This is a genomic window from Variovorax sp. KK3 (genome assembly GCF_001984055.1).
Classification (GTDB): domain Bacteria; phylum Pseudomonadota; class Gammaproteobacteria; order Burkholderiales; family Burkholderiaceae_C; genus Variovorax.
Genome location: NZ_LYVO01000002.1, coordinates 60,053 through 78,890 on the forward strand (window position 1 = coordinate 60,053; position 18,838 = coordinate 78,890).

Annotated in this window: 16 protein-coding genes and 1 pseudogene; 6 read left to right on the top strand and 11 right to left on the bottom strand. The window is 68.1% G+C overall.

From position 1 onward, the window contains the following. Window positions 1-111: 111 nt before the first annotated feature. Window positions 112-1,035, bottom strand: a complete 924-nt coding sequence (locus tag B0W80_RS01395; RefSeq protein WP_076997307.1) for a GntR family transcriptional regulator — start codon at window positions 1,033-1,035, stop codon at window positions 112-114. Window positions 1,036-1,074: 39 nt separating this feature from the next. Next, window positions 1,075-2,061, bottom strand: a complete 987-nt coding sequence (locus B0W80_RS01400; protein ID WP_083745119.1) for a tripartite tricarboxylate transporter substrate binding protein — start codon at window positions 2,059-2,061, stop codon at window positions 1,075-1,077. Between the two features lie 32 nt (window positions 2,062-2,093). Between B0W80_RS01400 and B0W80_RS01405 the strand changes: the two genes are divergently transcribed. Both B0W80_RS01405 and prpF read left to right on the top strand, forming a co-directional pair. After that, complete coding sequence (locus B0W80_RS01405) at window positions 2,094-3,254, top strand: lactonase family protein (protein WP_179106803.1); 1,161 nt, start codon at window positions 2,094-2,096, stop codon at window positions 3,252-3,254. Next, on the top strand, window positions 3,251-4,441 hold the full coding sequence (prpF, locus tag B0W80_RS01410) for a 2-methylaconitate cis-trans isomerase PrpF (RefSeq protein WP_076997310.1): 1,191 nt from the start codon (window positions 3,251-3,253) through the stop codon (window positions 4,439-4,441). Before B0W80_RS01405 ends, prpF begins: the two co-directional genes overlap by 4 nt. Before the next feature lie 6 nt (window positions 4,442-4,447). Here prpF and cueR read toward each other — a convergent pair whose 3' ends face one another. The 4 genes from cueR to B0W80_RS01430 are packed head-to-tail and all read right to left on the bottom strand — an operon-like array spanning window position 4,448 to window position 9,182. Further along, the gene (cueR, locus tag B0W80_RS01415; RefSeq protein ID WP_076997311.1) at window positions 4,448-4,852 is read right to left on the bottom strand and encodes a Cu(I)-responsive transcriptional regulator; all 405 of its coding nucleotides are present in this window, start codon (window positions 4,850-4,852) and stop codon (window positions 4,448-4,450) included. Next, on the bottom strand, window positions 4,849-7,131 hold the full coding sequence (locus B0W80_RS01420; protein ID WP_083745121.1) for a heavy metal translocating P-type ATPase: 2,283 nt from the start codon (window positions 7,129-7,131) through the stop codon (window positions 4,849-4,851). The genes cueR and B0W80_RS01420 overlap by 4 nt, the downstream gene beginning before the upstream one ends. Before the next feature lie 48 nt (window positions 7,132-7,179). After that, window positions 7,180-8,454 (bottom strand): cytochrome c, encoded by a 1,275-nt coding sequence (locus B0W80_RS01425; protein WP_076997312.1) that lies wholly within the window; start codon window positions 8,452-8,454, stop codon window positions 7,180-7,182. A gap of 5 nt (window positions 8,455-8,459) precedes the next feature. Then, complete coding sequence (locus tag B0W80_RS01430) at window positions 8,460-9,182, bottom strand: c-type cytochrome (protein WP_076997313.1); 723 nt, start codon at window positions 9,180-9,182, stop codon at window positions 8,460-8,462. A gap of 39 nt (window positions 9,183-9,221) precedes the next feature. On the opposite strand from B0W80_RS01430, the gene B0W80_RS01435 reads away from it, so the two are divergent. Next, window positions 9,222-9,869 (top strand): DUF1345 domain-containing protein, encoded by a 648-nt coding sequence (locus B0W80_RS01435; RefSeq protein WP_076997314.1) that lies wholly within the window; start codon window positions 9,222-9,224, stop codon window positions 9,867-9,869. On the opposite strand, the gene B0W80_RS01440 is transcribed toward B0W80_RS01435, so the two are convergent. The 3 genes from B0W80_RS01440 to B0W80_RS01450 all read right to left on the bottom strand — a co-directional run bounded on the left by B0W80_RS01440 (window position 9,844) and on the right by B0W80_RS01450 (window position 13,233). Beyond that, window positions 9,844-10,200, bottom strand: a complete 357-nt coding sequence (locus tag B0W80_RS01440; protein WP_076997315.1) for a hypothetical protein — start codon at window positions 10,198-10,200, stop codon at window positions 9,844-9,846. The genes B0W80_RS01435 and B0W80_RS01440 overlap by 26 nt on opposite strands. 197 nt (window positions 10,201-10,397) lie before the next feature. Beyond that, on the bottom strand, window positions 10,398-11,504 hold the full coding sequence (pstS, locus tag B0W80_RS01445) for a phosphate ABC transporter substrate-binding protein PstS (RefSeq protein WP_076997316.1): 1,107 nt from the start codon (window positions 11,502-11,504) through the stop codon (window positions 10,398-10,400). A gap of 10 nt (window positions 11,505-11,514) precedes the next feature. Continuing rightward, entirely contained in the window at window positions 11,515-13,233 is a 1,719-nt protein-coding gene (locus B0W80_RS01450) for a Na/Pi cotransporter family protein (RefSeq protein WP_076997317.1), read from the bottom strand. Window positions 13,234-13,609: 376 nt separating this feature from the next. On the opposite strand from B0W80_RS01450, the gene B0W80_RS01460 reads away from it, so the two are divergent. Continuing rightward, window positions 13,610-14,527, top strand: a complete 918-nt coding sequence (locus B0W80_RS01460) for a DUF3616 domain-containing protein (RefSeq protein ID WP_076997319.1) — start codon at window positions 13,610-13,612, stop codon at window positions 14,525-14,527. 67 nt (window positions 14,528-14,594) lie between these two features. On the opposite strand, the gene B0W80_RS01465 is transcribed toward B0W80_RS01460, so the two are convergent. Beyond that, the gene (locus B0W80_RS01465) at window positions 14,595-17,051 is read right to left on the bottom strand and encodes a hypothetical protein (RefSeq protein WP_143684431.1); all 2,457 of its coding nucleotides are present in this window, start codon (window positions 17,049-17,051) and stop codon (window positions 14,595-14,597) included. Here B0W80_RS01465 and B0W80_RS35905 point away from each other — a divergent pair. Together B0W80_RS35905 and B0W80_RS01470 are read left to right on the top strand one after the other, a co-directional pair. Next, a complete protein-coding gene (locus B0W80_RS35905) occupies window positions 17,050-17,316 on the top strand; it encodes a hypothetical protein (protein ID WP_143684432.1) in 267 nt (88 codons plus the stop codon). The two genes, B0W80_RS01465 and B0W80_RS35905, sit on opposite strands and share 2 nt — an antisense overlap. A gap of 582 nt (window positions 17,317-17,898) precedes the next feature. Further along, window positions 17,899-18,087 (top strand): annotated as a pseudogene (locus tag B0W80_RS01470) (porin); the annotation flags it as partial. A gap of 136 nt (window positions 18,088-18,223) precedes the next feature. On the opposite strand, the gene B0W80_RS01475 reads toward B0W80_RS01470, so the two are convergent. Next, window positions 18,224-18,811: a nitroreductase family protein gene (locus B0W80_RS01475; protein ID WP_143684433.1), complete on the bottom strand. Its 588-nt coding sequence runs from the start codon at window positions 18,809-18,811 to the stop codon at window positions 18,224-18,226. Between the last annotated feature and the right edge of the window lie 27 nt (window positions 18,812-18,838).

Genomic DNA, 18,838 nt, shown 5'->3' on the forward strand with positions numbered 1-18,838 from the left:
TCGAGGGTTTTCCCGAGGCTGCGTGCGAATGCGTTCCGGACAGCTGGCGCTGTCAGCGCTCGAACGCGGACGCTGGGTGGAGCAAGGGTGCAGCGGCGGGGCCGCCGGCGATCAGGCGGCGTGCGAGAAGACCTGCGGATCGCGCAACTTGGCGCGGCGTGCGCCGTCGAGGTGGGCGCGCATCAGGCTGGCGGCCTGCACCAGGTCCTGCTGCTCGATGGCGTCGAGGATTGCCAGGTGCTCGGCAGCCTGGGTGTGGCGCGCGCGGCGTTGCGCCGCCTGCCGGTATTCGACCAGGCGCCGCAGCTGGTTGATGCGGCGCACCGACTGCAGCACGAAGCGGTTGTGCCCCCATTCGGCCAGCGTCTCGTGGAAGTGGCTGTTCGACTCGAAAAGCTCGATGGGCGTCATGGTTTCGAAGCCGCCGTCGACGATGCGCTGCTGTTCGCGGCGCAACTGCCGCAACTGCGCCGCCACGGCCACGAAGGACGGACCGAGCAGGGCGCCCGGCTCGATCGACTGCCGAAACAGATAGCTCTCCTCGTAGGCATCCGGCGAATCGATCATCGACAGAAAGCGCCAGCCGTGGCCCATGCTCTGCTCGATCCAGCCTTCCTCGGAAATGCGCGACAGCACCTTGCGCAGCGTGCTGCGCGCCACGTCGTAACGGCGCATCAGCTCGGCCTCGCTCAGTTCGTCGGGCAGCGTGCCGGCCTGGCGGTCGTCGGCGATGCGCAGGTAGAGCGGGTCGTCGGTGGAAAGCAGGCCGGCGACCGGGCCGTCCCAGTCCTTGGCGTCGACGCTCAGGAAGAAGCCGCGGTTCACGTCCTGCTGCAGCACGCCCAGTTGCGCGAGGTGCCGCAACGCCGACTGGACGGGCGAACGCGAGGTGCCGATGCGCTGGGCGATGTGCACTTCGGGCAGATGGTCGCCGGCCAGGCGGTTGTCGCGCCGCACCAGCGCGACGATTTCGCGCACCACGCGCTGCTGCAGCGTGGTCAGTTCGGGGCGGGCGGTGTCGTTGGCCTGGGGCATCCCGTTAGTCTAGGCCCACGGTGTCCCACGCTTCCCTGCTCAATCGATCTTCATGCCGTATTGCCGGATCAGCGCCGACCAGCGTTGGCCCTCGCGGGCGATCAGTGCGCCGAACTCCTTCGGTCCGGCACCGACCGGCTCGGTCATGCCGGCGGAGAGGCGATCCGCCACGTCCTTGTCCTTCAACGCTGCGGCGGCTGCTGCATGGATCGCCTGGACGGCAGCGTCGGGTGTTCCTTTTGGCACCACCAAGCCCATCCACGAGGCGAACTCGTAGCCGCTCACGCCGCTTTCGGCGACCGTCGGCACGTCGGGCAGCGCCTTGGATCGCTGCTTGCCGGTGACGGCCAGAGCCTTGAGCTTGCCGGAACGGATGTGCGGCAGCGCGGCCAGCGGAAAGGCGACCACCGTGCTGATCTCGCCGCCGAGCGCCGCGATGATCGCCGGCCCGCCGCCCTTGTACGGCACGTGCGTGATGTCGACCTTCGCCATGGACTTGAGCATCTCGCCGGCCAGGTGGTTGGCGCTGCCGTTGCCGGCCGTGCCGTACGTGTACTTGCCGGGCGCCTTGCGCGCAAGCTCCAGGAACTCCTTGAGGTTGGCTGCCGGCACCGAGGGGTGCGCCGCGATGACCAGGTCGATCGACGTGAGCCAGGTGACGGGCGCGAGCGCCTCGACCTTGTAGCCGGGGCTGGGGTACAGCGTCGGGTTGAGCGCCATCGTGCCCTGGTTGACGAAGGTGACGGTGTAGCCGTCGGGTGCCGCCTTGGCGCCGAGCGCGGTGCCGATGTTGCCGCCGGCGCCGCCGCGGTTGTCGATGACCACCGGCTGCCCCAGCACTTCCTGCATCTTCGTCTGCAGGCTGCGGCAGACCACGTCGGCATCGCCGCCGGCCGGTTGCGGAACGATGAGCGTGACGGGCTTGCCCGGGAACTTGTCCTGGGCGGCGCTCGGGCGCAGGGCGAGCATCAAGGGGAGAGTGGCGGTGGTTGCTTGCAGGAGCGTCCTGCGTCGGATCGGTGTCATGGGCTTGTCTCCGTGGGGGCTGAATGAATCGAATGGATTTGATGCATTGCATGTATTGCAGAATGTCGAAAGTGATCATAAAATTCATTCAATCGCAACGTCAAGCCATGGTTTCAAACGCCCGCCTTCAACCGCCCGGTCGCCCTTCGAGGGCGTACGTCGGCTGCCGCACGACGTGCGAGCGCAATGCTCGCGGGCGAGGCATCGAGGTCTACGAGATCGACGGCGATGGCCGGTGGACCCATGCGCGCACGGTCGTGGCAGGGGACAACCCGTCCTATCTCGCCATCGACAGCGGCGGGCGCTGCCTGCATGCGGTGCATGGCGACGGGAGCACGATCAGCAGCTTCGCGATCTCACCGGACGGCGGCCTTCGGCCGATCGGCAGTCGCGGCACGCAGGGACGCAACCCCGTCCACCTGGTCTTCAGCCCCGATGGCCACTGGGTGCTGGTGGTCAACTACGCGACCGGCAGCGTCGTATCGCTCCCGGTGCTGGACGACGGCTCCCTTGGCGAGGTGGCCCACTGCCTCGCCTTACCGGAACGCATGGGGCCGCATCGCAGCCAGCAGCGCGGGTCGCATCCGCACCAGCTCGTGTTCGATCCCTCGGGTCGATGGCTGCTCGTGCCGGACAAGGGCGCCGACGCCGTGCACACCCTTGCCTTCGACGAGGCATCCGGCTCGCTGTCGCTGGTCGTGTCGCTCGACGTCGCGCCGGGCAGCGGACCGCGACATCTGGTCTTGTCGCCTGAAGGCCGGCATGCGTGGATCGTGTTGGAGCTGTCGAGCCAGGTTCTCGCTGCAGGTTTCGACGCCGTGACCGGTCGGCTCGCCCCGTTCCAGCACGTCCCGACGGTGCCCGAGGACTTCACCGAAGAGAACACCGCCGCCGGCATCGTGCATCTCGCGCAACGGAACCTGCTGTTCATCTCCAACCGGGGTCACGGCAGCGTGCTTCGCCTGGCCATCGATGGGCGGCACGGCACGCTGAGCGCGCCGTCATGGACCGCCACGCACGGCCGGGTGCCGCGGTTCATCGCGGCATTGCCGGGTTCGTCGATGCTGCTGGCCGCCAACGAAGACGCCGACACCATCGTCGCCCTGCATTGCCGCGAAGCGCACGCGCTGGCGCAGGCCATCGCGCAGACGGGCAGTCCGGTCTGCATCGCATTCACCCGAGGAACTCCATGACCACCAGATCGCCACAGATCGCCATCCGCGCCACGCACATGCGAGGCGGCACCAGCAAGGGGGTGTTCTTCACGCCCGCCGACCTGCCCGAGGAAGCGCGCCGGTCCGGCGCGGCACGCGATGCCCTGATGCTGCGCGTGACCGGCAGCCCCGACCCCTACGGCAAGCACATCGACGGCATGGGCGGCGCCACCTCCAGCACCAGCAAGGTCGTGATCGTCGGCGCGAGCACGCGCGCGGATTGCGACGTGGACTACCTGTTCGGCGCCGTGGCGATCGAATCGCCCGTGGTCGACTGGAGCGGCAACTGCGGCAACCTCACGGCTGCCGTCGGTCCCTTCGCGATTGCGCGCGGCCTCGTGTCCGCACCGCTCGACGGCATGGCCGCGGTGCGGATCTGGCAGGCCAACATCCAGAAGAAGATCGTCGCGCACGTGCCCATGCAGGGCGGTGAGGTCCAGGAGACCGGTGACTTCGAACTCGACGGCGTCACCTTTCCCGCGGCGGAGATCAGGCTCGAGTTCCTGGCACCGGGCGCGGACGAAGACGGCGAAGGCGGTGCAATGTTCCCGACGGGACGCAAGGTCGACGTCATCGAGGTGCCCGGCATCGGTGCCGTCGAAGCCACGCTGATCAACGCCGGCAACCCGACGATCTTCGTCGACGCGGCCACGCTGGGGCTGACCGGCGCGGAGCTGCAGCCCGAGTTCAACGGCGACGCGGCGCTGCTGGCGCGCTGCGAGGCCATCCGTGCGAACGCGACCGTGGCCATGGGACTCGCCGAATCGGCCAGCGAAGCGACGGCGAAGCGCCCGCACACGCCCAAGCTCGCGTTCGTCGCGGCGCCGCGTAGCTACACCGCATCGAGCGGCAAACCGGTGCGCGAGGGCAGCATCGACATCTGCGCCCGCATCGTGTCGATGGGCAAGCTGCACCATGCCATGACCGGCACCGGCGCGGTCGCCATCGCAGTGGCTGCGGCGATCCCCGGTACGCTGGTGTCGCGCCTGCTCGGGCAGGGTCGCCACGGCGAGGTCTGCTTCGGCCATCCTTCCGGCGCGCTGGCGGTGGGTGCCGAAGCGTCCGAACAAGACGGCACGTGGACGGTGGACAAGGCGGTGATGAGCCGCAGTGCGCGACGGCTCATGGATGGGCAGGTGTTCGTGCCGGCAGACTGGAACCGCTGAACGCGCTCAGCTTTCGGCCAGCTCGTCGAGGATCGGGCAATCCGGCCGATGATCGCCATGGCAGCAATCGGCCAGCCTTTCGAGCGTGCGCTTCATCGCCTCCATCTCATCGATGCGCCGCCGCAGGTCTTCCGCGTGTGCAAGGGCGATGCGCTTCACGTCAGCGCTGGCGCGGCGCTTGTTCTGCCACAGCTTCAGCAGCTCGGCGATTTCGGCCATGCTGAAGCCCAGGTCGCGCGCGCGGCGGATGAAGCGCAGCGTGTGGACGTCGTTCGACGTGTACTGACGGTAGCCTGCATCGGTGCGATGCACCTTGGGCACCAGGCCCAGCGACTCGTAATGCCGCACCATCTTGGCCGACACGCCCGAGCGGGCCGCGGCTTCGCCGATGTTGAATGGTTCGGTGCTCATCGTGCGCTCCCGGTCCAGCGCCGCAGCAGCAGCGCATTGGCCACCACGCTGACGCTGCTGAAGGCCATGGCCGCGCCCGCGATCACCGGGCTCAGCAGGCCGAGTGCGGCCAGCGGAATGCCGACCACGTTGTAGACGAAGGCCCAGAACAGGTTCTGCCGGATCTTCGCGTAGGTGCGGCGCGAGATGTCGATCGCATCGACCACCAGCGAGGGGTCGCCGCGCATCAGCGTGATGCCCGCCGCGTGCATCGCGACGTCGGTGCCGGTGGACATGGCGATGCCCACGTCGGCCGCGGCCAGCGCGGGGGCGTCGTTGATGCCGTCGCCCACCATCGCGACGCGCTGGCCATCGGCCTTGAGTGCGGCGACGACCTCGGCCTTGTCTTCGGGCAGCACCTCGGCGCGCACGGTGTCGATCTTGAGCAGCTGCGCCACGGCCTCGGCGCTGCCGCGGTTGTCGCCGCTGACCAAGGCGGTGCGAATGCCCTTGGCGTGCAGCTGCGCGATGGCCGCGGCGGCTTGCGGCTTGGGCGCGTCGCCGAAGGCCAGCAGGCCGAGCAGAACAGGCCCATCGGTCACGTCGGCCAGCCACGACAGCGTGCGGCCCTCGGCCTGCAGTTGGGTGGCCTGTGCGTCGAAGCGGCCCAGTGGCACGTGGAGCTCGCGCATGAAGCGCGTGCTGCCCAGGCGCAACGCGCGCCCTTGGACGACCGCCGCCACGCCGCGGCCGGCCACCGCGCGCAGTTCGGTCGCACGCGGCAACTCGGTGCCGGCCTGCTGCGCACGTTCGAGCACGGCATGGGCCAGCGGGTGCTCGCTGCCGGCCTGCAGTGCGGCGGCGGCGCGCAGCAAAGCATCGGTGTCGCCATTCGTGGCCTCCATCGCCACCAGTTGCGGCCGGCCCTCCGTCAGCGTGCCGGTCTTGTCGAACGCCACCACGTCGATCGCATGCGCGATTTCGAGCGCCTCGGCGTCCTTGATCAGCACGCCGTGCCGCGCGGCCACGCCGGTTCCGGCCATGATCGCGGTCGGCGTGGCCAGGCCCAGCGCGCATGGGCAGGCGATGACCAGCACGGCCACCGCGTTGAGGATGGCGCGTTCCCAGTCGCCGGTGCCGATGCCCCAGCCCAGCAGCGTGACCAGCGCGATGCCGATCACCACCGGCACGAAGACGCTGCTGACCTGGTCGACCAGGCGCTGGATCGGCGCCTTCTTCGCCTGGGCCGACTCGACCAGGCGCACGATGCGCGCCAGCGTGGTCTCGGCGCCGACGGCCGTGGTGCGAACCAGCAGCAGACCCTGGCCGTTGACGGCGCCGCCGGTCACGCGGTCGTCCACCTGCTTGGCAACCGGCAGGCTTTCGCCGGTGATCAGCGATTCGTCGACCTCGCTCGCGCCTTCGAGCACGCGGCCGTCCACCGGCACGCGCTCGCCGGGCCGCACCACGACCAGGTCGCCAGGCTTCACGTCGGCGAGTGCCACGTCGTGGTCGATGCCGTCGCGGCGCACGCGCGCGCGGTCGGGTCGCAGCGCGTTGAGGGCGCGGATGGCTTCGGTCGTCTGGCGCTTGGCGCGGCCTTCGAGCCACTTGCCCAGCAGCACCAGCGTGATCACCACGGCCGAGGCTTCGAAGTACAGGTGCGGTGGCATGCCGTGGCCCGCATGGTCGATCAGCAGATAAAGGCTCAGGCCATAGCCGGCCGAGGTGCCGAGCGCGACAAGCAAGTCCATGTTGCCGGCGCCGGCCTTCAGCGCCTTCCAGCCCGCGCGGTAGAAGCGCGCACCGAGCCAGAACTGCACGGGCGTGGCGAGCGCGAGTTGCACCCAGCCGTCGAGCATCCAGTCGCTGCCGACGAGCAGGCCCAGCATCGGCAGGATCAGCGGCAGCGAGAGCAGGGCGGACAGCACGACGGGCCAGGCGTCCGACCCGTGCTGCGCAGCGGGCGCAGCCGGGGTGGCCTCGTCCTCCGCGACGCGATGTGCTTCGTAGCCGGCCTTCTGCACGGCGGCGATCAGGCTCTGCACGTCGAGCGCGCGATCGTCGAGCTGTACCTCGGCCTTCTCGGTGGCCAGGTTGACGGTGGCCGTGGCCACGCCCGGCACCTTGGCCAACGCCTTCTCGACGCGCATCACGCACGACGCGCAGGTCATGCCTTCGATCTGCAGCGTTCGGGTCGGCAAGCCGGCGGGTGCACCCGGCGTGGATGCGGTGCCGGAATCGGCGGTACGAAGGGTGAAGGCGTCGCTCATGGCAGGAAGTCTCGACCCTACCATCATGGGAAGGTCAAGCGCCTTGCGACGCCGCAAGGCCTTGATGCCGTCGTTTCAGGAAGGCCGCAGGATCTGCGCCCTGGTCACCGGCGGCGCATCGTTGCCCCAGGCGCCACGGACGTAGGTGAGCACGGTGGCGATGCCGTCGTCGTCCAGCACATGGCCGAAGGGCGGCATGCCGTAGGGTCGCGGATTGCCGGCCGTGGACGGCAGGAAGCCGCCATGCCGCAGCACCTGCACCAGGTTGGCCGGCGACTCCATCAGCACGGCGCGGTTGCCGGCCAGCGGCGGGTAGGCGCCCTGGGCACCCTGTCCGGCGTCGCCGTGGCAGTACGCGCATTGCTGGTCGTAGATCTTCGCGCCGCGTGTCATCACGCCGGCATCGCGGCGCGTCGGCTCCGATGCGGCATCGCGCCTGGCGGCGGGTTCGGGCAGCTGCTTCAGGAACACGGCCATCGACTGGAGGTCGGCATCGTTCAGATGCTGCGTGCTGCCGTACACCACGTCGGCCATCGGGCCCATGACCGAGGCGCGCGGCGAGGTGCCGGTCTTCAGCAGCGCGACCACGTCCTGCGTGGTCCAGTCGGCCACGCCAGCCTCGCGCCTGGCGTTGAGCGAGGGCGCGTACCAGTTCTCGATCGGGATCAGGCCGCCGGTCAGGCCTAGCTTTTCCTCGGTCGCACCCAGCACGTTGCGCGTGCCATGGCAGGCGATGCAGTGGCCCAGGCCTTCGACCAGGTAGGCGCCGCGGTTCCATTCGGCCGGCTTCGTGGGGTCGGGTGCGAAGGTGCCGGGCGTGAAGAAGAGGGCGCGCCACACGCCCAGGGCGGCCTGCGTGTCGTAGGGAAAGCGCAGGCGGTGCGGGGCGTTCGGCGCAGCCGCTGGCGGCACGGTGCGCAGGTAGGCATAGATCGCGTCGGAGTCCTCGCGCGTCACGTGGGTGAAGCTCGGGTATGGAAAGGCGGGGTACAGCAGCCGGCCGTCCTTCGAGCGCCCGTTGTGCATCGCGCGCCAGAAATGCGCGGCGCTCCAGCGGCCGATGCCGGCTTCGTCGTGCGGCGTGAGGTTGCTCGCGAAGACGGTGCCGAAAGGCGTGGCGATGCCCACGCCGCCGGCATAGGCCGCGCCGCCGCGGGCCGTGTGGCAGCCGGCGCAGTTGCCTGCGAGCGCCAGGTAGCGGCCACGCTCGACCAGGGCGGGCGTCGATGCGAAGGCGGCGGGCGCGTCGGGCAGTGCATCTTCGCCGCGCAGGTTGAGTGCCACGATGCCGAGCGCGGCGAGCACCAGCAGTGCGGCCAGCGCGATCAGGGCGTAGAGAAGACGTCGCATGGCCGTCACTTCCCCATCGCGCTGCAGCGCATCGGCAGCGGCTTCGCGGGCGCTGCGGCGGGCTTGGGATCGGCGGGCACCGGCTGCATCGCCAGCCAGCTCGCCACGGCATTGATATCGGCCGCGTCGAGCTTGCGGCCCACCTCGGCCATGCAGTCGGGCGGCGGCGCGTGGCGGCCGTCGTTGAGCCAGTCGCCGAGCTGCGATGCGAGATACAGCCGCGGCAGGCCCAGCAGCGAGGGAATGGCGGGCGCGATGCCTGTCAGCGCCTGGCCATGGCAGGTGGCGCAGGCCGGAATGCCGCGTGCGGCATCGCCTTCGAAGGCCAAGGCCTTGCCGCGGGCCAGCGTCTGCGCCGAGGCATCGGTGCGCGTGGGCGGTGGCGGGTACATCAGGTCGAGCTCGGCGAAGTAGCGTGCGATCTCGCGCAGGTAGTCGTCGGAGAGGTGCCGAACCATGTAGGCCATGTCGCTGTTGAAGCGGCGGCCGTCGCGGAAGCTCAGCAGCTGGTTGTAGAGGTATTGCTCGGGCTTGCCCGCCAAGCGCGGAAAGTACCCCGCATTGGCGCTGGAGCGCTCGCGCCCGTGGCAGGCGATGCAGGCGGCCACGCGCTGTTCGATGGTGTCGGGCACCTGCCCGGGCGCGGGCGAGGCGGCATGGGCCAGGGCGCAGAGGCCGAACGCGGCGGCCGACAGGGCGCGCCGGAGGATTTGTCTCGTCTTGGTCATGGGGCGCCGGGATTGTCGCCTCAAGCTACATTGCCTCGCATGCGCACGCATTTCTTCAAGTGGATGGGCTGGCAGCGGCTGCTGTTGGGGGCGGCGGTCGGCGTGGGTGTGAGCCTGCTGCCGTGGCCGCTGGACGGCACCACGCGCGGCCTGCTGGGCTGGTGCTTCGGCGCGGCGACCTACCTGCTGCCGGCCTGGTGGTTGGCCGAGCATTCCAACGCCGACAGCACGCGCGCCCGCGCCCGTTCGCTCGACCAGCCGAGCGCGTTGATCCTGGCGACGATGGTCATCGTGATCGCCGCGAGCATGGTGGCGATCACGGTGCTGATCGGCAAGAGCCAGTCGCTCACAGGTGCGCATCGCGTGGGGCACATCACGCTCGGCCTGCTCGCGCTGGCGGGCGCCTGGCTGATCATCCACACCATCTACGGATTCCACTACGCGCATCGCTACTACCAGGCCGACGGTCGCCGTCATCCGGGCCTGGAGTTTCCCGGGCAGGAGCCGCCCGACTACTTCGACTTTCTGTACTACGCCTTCGTGATCGGCATGTGCGCGCAGGTGTCCGACGTGCAGGTGCGTTCGCGCGAGATGCGGCGCATCACCCTCGTGCACAGCGTGTTGTCGTTCGCGTTCAACATGCTGGTGCTGGCGCTGTCGATCAACGTGGTGGCGGGGGCGATTTGAGGGACTGCCGCAGCCAAACCGGGAACTGGCCATCGAAGTCCTGAGGTCGAATGTCCGCAAGGTGGGCGCAGGCGGTGAGCGGCAGCGCGACGCTGATGTCGCGATGCCAGAGCACGATGCCCAGACAGCGGTGCACCAGGGAGCGCTCTTCGCGCGGAACCGGAAACTCGGACACGTGCGGCGGCAGGCGGAGCATGCCGACACGCCGGCGAACCTCGATGACCATCAATCCGGAACGTCGTGCGCTGATGCAGTTGCTGCGCGTCAGCCAGACCTGATCGCGCAGTACCCACACGAGTACGGCCAACAAGATCAGCAATGCGACCCACATGAGGAACCTGTTCTAAGTGGCTTGGGCGGCTGGAAAAATAAGATTCGCCAATGGCGAGGGTAGGCCTCGGCGACGCGCGGCGCAACCCTGCGTATGCCCTATGCCGGCGGCCGGACGGCAACGGCAAGCGCCATGTGGCCGATGAGCAACGTTCGGCGCGATGCGTCCAGCCGCGGCACTCGGCTTCGCCCGCTCTTTCAGCCCCGGGAGATCAACTGATCGGCGACCGCACGGGCCATCGACTCGGGCAAATCGAGATACCCGAGTTGCCGCGCGACCGGGCCGCCGCGGTTCAGCGTCCAGACGACGAACTCCGCCGCGCGGCGCTGGCGCGCCGATCGTGCCGGCGAGCGGACGATGCCGAAGACGGTGGCGACCAGCGGATAGCTGTCGTCGCCTGAAGCGTCGATGGGCAGGCTGTCGAGGGCGCCGGTCGATGCCCCCTTGGCCTTCACGGCTGCCAGGACCGCATTCGCGTCCGGCGGCTGGTAGCGCCCTCCTGCATTGCGCAGCGACGCCATCGCCAAGCCTGTCTGGCGCGCCTGGATCGCGTTGACGTAACTCACGGAGAACGGCGTGCTCTTGACCGCCGCTATCACCTGGCTCGTTCCCCGAAAGCCGCGGCCGGTGGGCCAGCGCGGCAGCAGGTCGGCGCCGACGCGGGCCATCCACTCGGGATGGCTGAGGCTCAGGAAGCGTGTGAAGGTGAAGCTCGTGCCCGAGCCGTCGAGCCGGTGGATGACGACGATCGGCTGGTCCGGCAGGCGCAGGTCCGGGTTCTGCGCGGCGATGGCCGGGTCCGACCAGCGCGTGATGTGGCCGAGGTAGATGCCTGCGAGCGCCCGCGCGTCGAGCCGCAGCGTCGTGATGCCGGGCAGATGGTGCGCCACCGCGACGCCGCCGTAGGCCCATGGAAACTGGGCCAGGCCGCCGGCGCGCAGCGTGGCTTCGGCCAGCGGCATCTCGGTTGCCGCGAAATCGACCTGGGCGGCACGGATGCGCTCGATGCCGGCCAGCGAGCCGACGGCTTCGTAGTCGAGCCTGTCGGTGCTCAGCGCGTCCGCCAGGCCACCGTTCGCCACGTCGACGCCGAAGGGGTCGGATCGGAAACGGCGCATCCACGCTTCGACCAGGGGCTGGACCAAGGTCGATCCGGCGCCGCGCAAGGCGGCGTCGCCGTATTCGTCGGCCTGCGCCAGGGCCGTGGCGCCAGGGCCTGCCACGGCCAGTGCGGCGGCGCTCATCGCGTGCTGCATCAGCTGTCGGCGGCGCCAGTACGTGCGGCCTTCAGGGTGCTGCTTCATGGCCTGCGCCTCAAGCCGGGACCGCACCCGCACCGCCGACCGGCATCGCCGGGTCGTTGGCCGCGCCCCCGGCCACGGCGCCCAGGTCGCGCGACACCGACTGGCGCTCTTCGTGAATCCGCTCGGCGAAATCGAGTGCGCGTTCGAGCGTGCCCAGCATCGCGAGGACGGCGCCCCGTTCTTCCCACGACAGCGCGGCCGCGGCAGCCAGGGCCTGCTGGCGCAGCGCCAGGATCGCGCCATGCTGCGTCTCGCGCAACGCGTGCATCTCGGCCGCGTTGAGCGCCTTGTGGCCCAGCATGGCGTCGAAGTCCTGCTCCAAGCGTTCGATGATCGCCGTCGCGAGCAATCTGCCCGGTTCGGAAAACTCGGTTCTCGCGAAGCGGCGCAGCATCTGGTGCTGCGCCTCCACCAGCGCGGCAGTGAAGTCTTCTTCCTCGATCAGGCTGCCCAGCAGGTCGGCCTGCTGCGGTGGCATGTCGGGCTTGAGCATCGACGCCGTGAAGCGGCGGATCTCGCGATTGAGGGTGTCGAGTCGCAGGTTGTGGTCCTTCTCGTCGATCTTGAAGCTGTCGTCCCGCGCGGCGCGCAGGAACATGCGAGACGCATCGCGGTAGCGCTGCATCTCCTGCTGCACGGCCGGCACGCCGGTCGCCAGCTGCTGCGCGAGCGCGGGCTTCAGGTGGCGGGGCAACGAGAAGTCTTCTTCGTCCTCGTCGGAGCTGTGCCCCACGCGCGAGAGCACGCGGTCGAAGATGCCGATGAACGGAAAGAGCAGGGCGGTGTTGAAGATGTTGAAGGCGACCGAATAGAGGCCGACCGCGACGGGCACCAGGGGAAAGGTCTCCTTGCCGTCGACCACCACGGCGGCGCCGGGGTCGCCGCCGAAGAAGCCCATCAGCCACTGCAGCAGCGCCATGGACGGATAGAAGAGCGGCAGCATCACCAGCACGCCGATGATGTTGAACGAGATGTGCGCGTAGGCGGCTCGCTTGGCGTTCTTCGACAAGTTGAGCGACGCCATCCACGACGTGATGGTCGTGCCCAGGTCCGCACCGAGCGAGAACGCGACGGCGGTCTGCCAGTCGAGGATGCCGGAGGCGCCGAGCCCCATGACGATGCCGATCGTCGCCGAGGACGAGTGGATCATCGCCGTGATGCCGGCGGCGATCAGCACGCAGTAGAGGAGCCCGGTGAAGGTTCCGGCGTTGAGCGTGGAAATCGCGCTCATCACCTCGGGCATGTTGCGCAGCGGCTTGAGGCCGCCCGTCAGCAGGTTCAGGCCATAGAAGATCAGCGCGAAGCCGATGGTGGCCAGCGCGATGTTGCGCATCTTCTCGTCTTTGGCGAACACGTACACCAGCGCGAAGATGCCGGCGACGATCAGCCCCAGCGGCCCGAGCGGCAGCGCGATCAGGCCGTTGCCGAGCGTGGTGCCGATGTTGGCCCCCATGATCACGCTGATCGCCGGCCGCAGGCCCACCACGCCGGCGTTCACGAGTCCGACGACCATGACGGTCATCGCGGTACTCGACTGGAGCACGCCCGTGATCAGCGTGCCGGACAGCAGCCCCTTGACGGGCGTGCCGGCGACGCGGGCCAGGATCGCCCGCATGCGCTGCACGGCCAGGTTCTGGATGCCGTCGGACATGAATTCGAGACCGAGCATGAAGATGCCGAGTCCCCCGATCACGGGAACGGCAATGTCCTTGAAGACGTCGATGGCCATGACTTACCTTTGACGAGGAGACGAATGGAGCATCGAACGCCGGATGGGCTCGACAGGGTGCTGACGCTACCGAGGGGCAATGACAGATCGGTGACGGGCGTCTTGCCGTTACTTTTGAAGCGCGAGGCCGACCGGCGGGCCTCGCTCTTCGGTGCGCAGGCCGTGCCGTCGATGCCACTGGTGGTCGCGTGGGTCCACGCGCATTCACGCAACTGTCAGACGGACGGGCTACGATGCCTGCAGACAGTCCGGTGGCGCTGGTAGAGGGCGCTTCGGCACCGGCCTCGCGGCCGTCTCCCTCGATGCCCCTGACTGTCTCTGGCTTTGCCGTGCGTATGGCGGATACCGAGCGCCGTCAACGGGCGGACAATGCGCCATGGCGCCAGCACCCATCGCCTTCAAACCGTTGAGCGGGCTCTACGAGCCCTCCGCGATACGGCAACTGCCCGACGGACGTTTCATCGTCGTCGAGGACGAAGCGGCACACCCCTTCAGCCTGGCGACCATCGACCCGGACGGTTCGGTCAGGACACATGAACTCACGCCGACGCTGTTCCAGACCTTCAGCGACTTCTGGAAGCTCGACGACCTGGAGGGCATGGCGCTGGATCGTTCGGGTTTGATCTACGCCATCACCTCGCATTCGCGCGACGACGACGGCAAGAAAAGGCGGTCGCGCGACAAGCTCGTTCGGTTCCGCGTCGAAGGGGACCGCGTCGTCGACCCTTGCGTCGCGGACGACTTGAAGCAGGCCATCGTCGGTGCGCATCCGATGCTGGCAGCCGCGGCCGAGATCCGCGATGTCAAAGAGGGTGGTGGACTCAACATCGAAGGGTTGGAGTTCGCGCGCGATCGGAAGCAACTGCTGATCGGCTTTCGCGGTCCATTGCACGACGGCCGGGCGATCGTCGCGCGCCTGGAGAATCCGGCAGGCGTCTTCGACGCTGGCGAGACGCCGCGGATCGCCTCCGACCTCGCTGAACTCGTCATGGGTGGCCATGGGATTCGTGGCCTGTCTTTCATCCCTTCGATCGATGCGTATCTGGTGATCGGCGGGCCCATGTCGCCCGCGTCGGACCCTTTCAGCCTGTGGCGCTGGGATGGGCAGCGCGGCACGCCGGCCACCCGCGTCACGGTTCAGGGATTGGCGAGCTTCGAACGCGCAGAAGGCGTGTGCGCTGCAATGATCGACGGCGTCGAGCAGATCGTCGTCGTGAGCGACGACGGAGACAGGAAGTCGGGTCGATGCGCGAGCTATGTGGCGTTCGGCGCTGACCAACTGATCGCTGCCTGACGCGCTGGCCAAAAAGAAAAAGGCCCCGGCCGAAGCCGGGGCCCTCGACGACGATCGGCGTGCAGCCTCAGGGCACGTTCGACGCATGCACCGCGAACGGCTTGAAGGGCAGTGCCAGCTTGCCGGCGTATTCGCCGCGCAGGGTCATCGTGGGGCACACACCGACCTGCCAGCAGAAGTTTCGGTCGGGGTACACGAGGTCGCCGAAGCGATAGTTGTCGATGCTCTGGCCACTGTAGTTCGCCACGCTGACGATGTTGCCCTTGGTCGAGTAGTTGTCGGACATGGTCACCATGATCGGGTCTACGCGTGAATCCTCCATCGTGCGCAGGACCTTGCCGCTGTTGCCGTCGGCCGCGAACTTCACCCAGCCCCACTTGCGGTTGGCCCGGTCCGTGAAGATCAGCATCGTGTTGATCGGATCGGCGTCGTCGGGGTAGTCCTTGGCCGCTGCCAGGTGCGTGATGTTGTTGCCCAGGCCCGTCACCGCGCCGACTTCCGCGATCTCGGCCGGCGTGCCCACCGCCGGCTTGGCGCCCTGCACGTATGCACCTAGCGAGAAGATGTGCAGCTTGCCGCCTTCCGTCGCCACCCATGCGCGGGCGTAGTGCGGATTCGACTCCCAGTACATGTCGTTCGGCGGCGCCATGCGACGGCGGTCGTCCTTGCTCCAGTGGTTGTAGGTCGAGGTCGTCAGCACGCTGGTCGGCTTGTCGGCCAGGGTGACGGTCTTGATGACCGTCGGCGCGGCCTGCGGGCGGTCCGCCAGCAGGTAGGGCCATTGGTTGGCCGCCAGGCCGACCTTCTGCGTCTCGAGGTTGCTCGCGGCGCTGCCGAGGTACATGTCGTTCGTGTACTTGAAGAGCGGGCCCAGGTCCATGAAGGCCACCGTCTTCTCCGACTTCGACGCGATCACCGCGATGCCGCCCTTGGCGTACTTCTCGAAGTAGTCGCCGCCCGGCAGCAGCCTGGCGCGATTGTTGGCCATCGGCGAGGCTTCCTTCGCCATGCCGGACAGCGCACCGTTGGGGGCATAGACGACGGCCGCATAGGGATGGATGCCGGTCGTCACCTTGATCGAGGTCGGCGCCTTCATGTTGGACGGCAGGTCGACATAGCCCAGCACCTTCATGAAGATGTAGTTGCCCTGGTTGAAGAAGCCGGGGTGGACCATGTCCATCCAGTCGTGCCACCAGTCGTACTTGGCGCCGTCGAGCGTGCAACGCTCGCAGCTGCCGCCCAGCGAGACGACCGCGACCTGGCCCTTGCGGTTGACGGTGTCCCACACCGTGACGAAGGCGAATTCGCCGCCGCCCGTCACCGAGATCGCGGTCGGCACCTTGCCCACGGCCAGCTTGACGCTGGCGCGGTTTTGCGCCGTGTACGTGCCCACGGTGAAGATCGTGGCGGGCTTGGTCGGACTGCCCTGCGTCGCGACCAGCGACAGGCGCGTCGAGGGGCTGTCCGCCGCGTTCTCGCCGCGGTCTTCGACGATCGGCAGGTCGGCCGGGTCGTTGGGCGACAGCACGCCCGCACGGTAGTAGTCGTCGATGGCGGTGGGAAGCAGGCGCTTGTCCTGCCACAGCAGCTGCGGACGCTGCATGAAGGTCACGCGGTCCGTGGCCTGCGACTGGAACCAGCCCAGCGAGGTCGACAGCGAACTGCCGCTCGCGGGCGTACCGATCGCCGCGCCGTGGATGCTCACGTAGAGATTGGCCGCGGCGTTGTTTTCAGCGCCGAGCTGGTAGTACAGGTCGTTGTTCGCGCCGTGGCTGATTGCGCCCACGTCGCCGCGCTGGGGCAAGGTCTCCACGCCGGTCTTGGTCGCCGCCGGGCCGAAGCGGTAGGCCACGCCTTCGGCTTGGCCGAACCTGTAGGCGATGCTGTCGTAGGCGCTGGCCACGATGGCGCCGCTGCTGTCGATCACGTCGCCGGTGATGGGCGAGGAGCTGGGGGCAGGCGACGGCGTGGGTGCGACGCCGGCAACGGGTGCGGGCGCGGGTGCCGCGCCGGACACTGGCGCGGCACCGGCCGACACGCAGGTCTTCGCCGTCATGAACGCCGGGTCGCCGCCGAAGAAGGCATTCGTGCAGGCGGCCGTTCCGGTCACCGAGCGCGTGATCCAGCGCGAGTCGGCGCCGTACTTCACCAAGGTGGCCGCGGGCACCGTGAAGGAGCCGCCTTCCTGCGCGAGCGAGCTGCCCGCGACGGGGGCAGCGGGCGCGGCGGGCGCCGGGGGTGCGGAGGGTGCAGAAGGCGTCTGCGCGTAGCAAGCCTTGGCCACGTACTCGATGGGGTCGCGCCCGAAGGTGGCGTTGTTGCAGACCACGGTGCCGGACAACTGCTTGGTCAACCAGCTCGAATTGGCGCCGTACTGCACGGCCGTCGACGACGAGAGCTTGAAGGACTTGCCTTCCTCGGCCACCTTCACCCAGCTGGCGTCGGGTTTGCCGAGTTCCGCCGCTGCCTTGCCGGCGGCGGTGTCGATGCTCGCGGCCAAGCCCGCGGATCCGTCGACCACCATGACGGTCGTCCCCTTCGTGGTGACTTCGCCGGTCGTGGAGGCTGAAGCGGGTGCCGGTGACGGCGCATCGGCGCCTTGGGAAAGCATGAAGCTGCCGCCGGAACCACTGCCGCCACCACCGCAACCGGCGAGGGCGCCCGTCGCCACCAACAGCATGAGTGCGCATCTATCGAGGGTTTTCACACCAAAAACTCCGGTAATTCAAAAAAAAGAAAAAAGGAATTCCCGCGCCCCGATTCGGGCGCAAAAGAAATCGACGAATTAAATTGCTGGAAGAGTGCGCTAGGGCCGCATTGGCGCGCAATTGAAAGACGGTGCCGCACGGGCTGCCGATTTGCAGATTTCAAACCGGGTAGTCATCGGTTTGTCAAATACGGTTGATGGTCGATTGAGTTTGATTGCTCACCTTTTTTGCGTCGACCGGATCGATTTGGCCTCTGCTACTTCCTTGTATGGAAGGTATTGTCATTGAGCGGATTTTTTTGCGCTTCGAAATGAAAGCCCAACTTCATGCACAAAGTCACGGCGCGACGGCGCTCCGGCTGAGTCCTGGATTGACGAAGCCATTTGGATTAATCTTTTGGCAGACATGGTTTAGTTTCATAACTAATGAAACTTCATTACCAGTAATCCGAATGACGTACGTAGGCGGTCTCCTACAAGGCCGGCACGCGTCCATCACCGTCGCCTCGGACGGCGCCCGGCGTGCGAATCCGCATCTAGCGCGCCGAATACACGGTGAGAAGTCGAGGGTTTCTCTTGACACTTGCCACAAGAACCGGGTGCGCAGCGGTGTTGCGATGGGGCGGCCGGTCGCCGATCAGAATGTCATGCGCGCGGCCTAGACTCGCTGGGCTACGTGCACAACCTGTCGAAGCGCACCGCGCTCTACGGCACGCTCGCACGCGTGTCGAACAAGAACGGTGCCGGCCTGACGGTGGGCGCCGGTCCGTCGTACGTCGCCACGCTCGGCGGCCGCGCGCTCGTGCCCAAGTCGTCGACGGGCTACGAGTTCGGCATTCGGCACAGCTTCTGATCGGCGTCTGATTTCTCCAAGGGTCTCTTCAAGCGATCCTTTTTCATGCCCGCCGTTGCGCGGGCTTTTTTCTGCCCCGGCGCTGTCCGACAGCGCGGCTTCACGAGCAGGCGATGGGCCGCGAGGCGCCGACGGCTCAGGCCGTCGGTGTATCGGCTGCCGACGCCGAAGGTGCAAGCCAGGCGACATCCGGCCTCGGCCGGGGCTGCCCCACAGGCGTCTGCGCCGCCACCCCCATCACCACGGCCACCTCCGCGTCGTACCCCTCCGGCATCCCCAGCTCTCGCGCCACGCCCTCGCTGCGCAGCCAAGGAATCGGCGCGCCGATCCAACAGGTGCCGACGCCCAGGGCATGCGCCGCGATCAGCAGGTTCTGGCCGGCGCGGCAACAGTCGTAGCGTGCCTCCGCATTGCCGGCCTGCGCGCAGATCAGCACGAGTACCGGTGCGCCCCAGAAAACCTCGAAGCCGGGGCGCGTAGGCCACTCCCAGTGCTCGCCCTCGGGCTGATGGGTGCGCGCATATTCCTTGGCGCGCAGGCCATAGGCCGCCAGGCGCTCGGCGCCTTCGAGCATGCACAGCTTCCAGGGCACCGTGCCGCTGACCGGCGGGGTGGGGGCCTGCACGGCGGCCCAGAGCAGTTCCTCGATCAGCGCGCGGCTCAGTGGCGCTTTCTGGTACGCGCGGATCGAACGCCGCCCATGAATCGCTTCGAGTGCATCCATGTGCTGCTCCTTGTCGTCGACCGGAAA

Bases quoted from the DNA above. Each gene is read 5' to 3' on its own strand.
- B0W80_RS01395 (WP_076997307.1), bottom strand. From the start codon at position 1,035: ATGCCCCAGGCCAACGACACCGCCCGCCCCGAACTGACCACGCTGCAG.
- B0W80_RS01400 (WP_083745119.1), bottom strand. From the start codon at position 2,061: ATGACACCGATCCGACGCAGGACGCTCCTGCAAGCAACCACCGCCACT.
- B0W80_RS01405 (WP_179106803.1), top strand. From the start codon at position 2,094: ATGGATTTGATGCATTGCATGTATTGCAGAATGTCGAAAGTGATCATA.
- prpF (WP_076997310.1), top strand. From the start codon at position 3,251: ATGACCACCAGATCGCCACAGATCGCCATCCGCGCCACGCACATGCGA.
- cueR (WP_076997311.1), bottom strand. From the start codon at position 4,852: ATGAGCACCGAACCATTCAACATCGGCGAAGCCGCGGCCCGCTCGGGC.
- B0W80_RS01420 (WP_083745121.1), bottom strand. From the start codon at position 7,131: ATGATGGTAGGGTCGAGACTTCCTGCCATGAGCGACGCCTTCACCCTT.
- B0W80_RS01425 (WP_076997312.1), bottom strand. From the start codon at position 8,454: ATGCGACGTCTTCTCTACGCCCTGATCGCGCTGGCCGCACTGCTGGTG.
- B0W80_RS01430 (WP_076997313.1), bottom strand. From the start codon at position 9,182: ATGACCAAGACGAGACAAATCCTCCGGCGCGCCCTGTCGGCCGCCGCG.
- B0W80_RS01435 (WP_076997314.1), top strand. From the start codon at position 9,222: ATGCGCACGCATTTCTTCAAGTGGATGGGCTGGCAGCGGCTGCTGTTG.
- B0W80_RS01440 (WP_076997315.1), bottom strand. From the start codon at position 10,200: ATGTGGGTCGCATTGCTGATCTTGTTGGCCGTACTCGTGTGGGTACTG.
- pstS (WP_076997316.1), bottom strand. From the start codon at position 11,504: ATGAAGCAGCACCCTGAAGGCCGCACGTACTGGCGCCGCCGACAGCTG.
- B0W80_RS01450 (WP_076997317.1), bottom strand. From the start codon at position 13,233: ATGGCCATCGACGTCTTCAAGGACATTGCCGTTCCCGTGATCGGGGGA.
- B0W80_RS01460 (WP_076997319.1), top strand. From the start codon at position 13,610: ATGGCGCCAGCACCCATCGCCTTCAAACCGTTGAGCGGGCTCTACGAG.
- B0W80_RS35905 (WP_143684432.1), top strand. From the start codon at position 17,050: ATGACGGTCGTCCCCTTCGTGGTGACTTCGCCGGTCGTGGAGGCTGAA.
- B0W80_RS01465 (WP_143684431.1), bottom strand. From the start codon at position 17,051: ATGGTGGTCGACGGATCCGCGGGCTTGGCCGCGAGCATCGACACCGCC.
- B0W80_RS01475 (WP_143684433.1), bottom strand. From the start codon at position 18,811: ATGGATGCACTCGAAGCGATTCATGGGCGGCGTTCGATCCGCGCGTAC.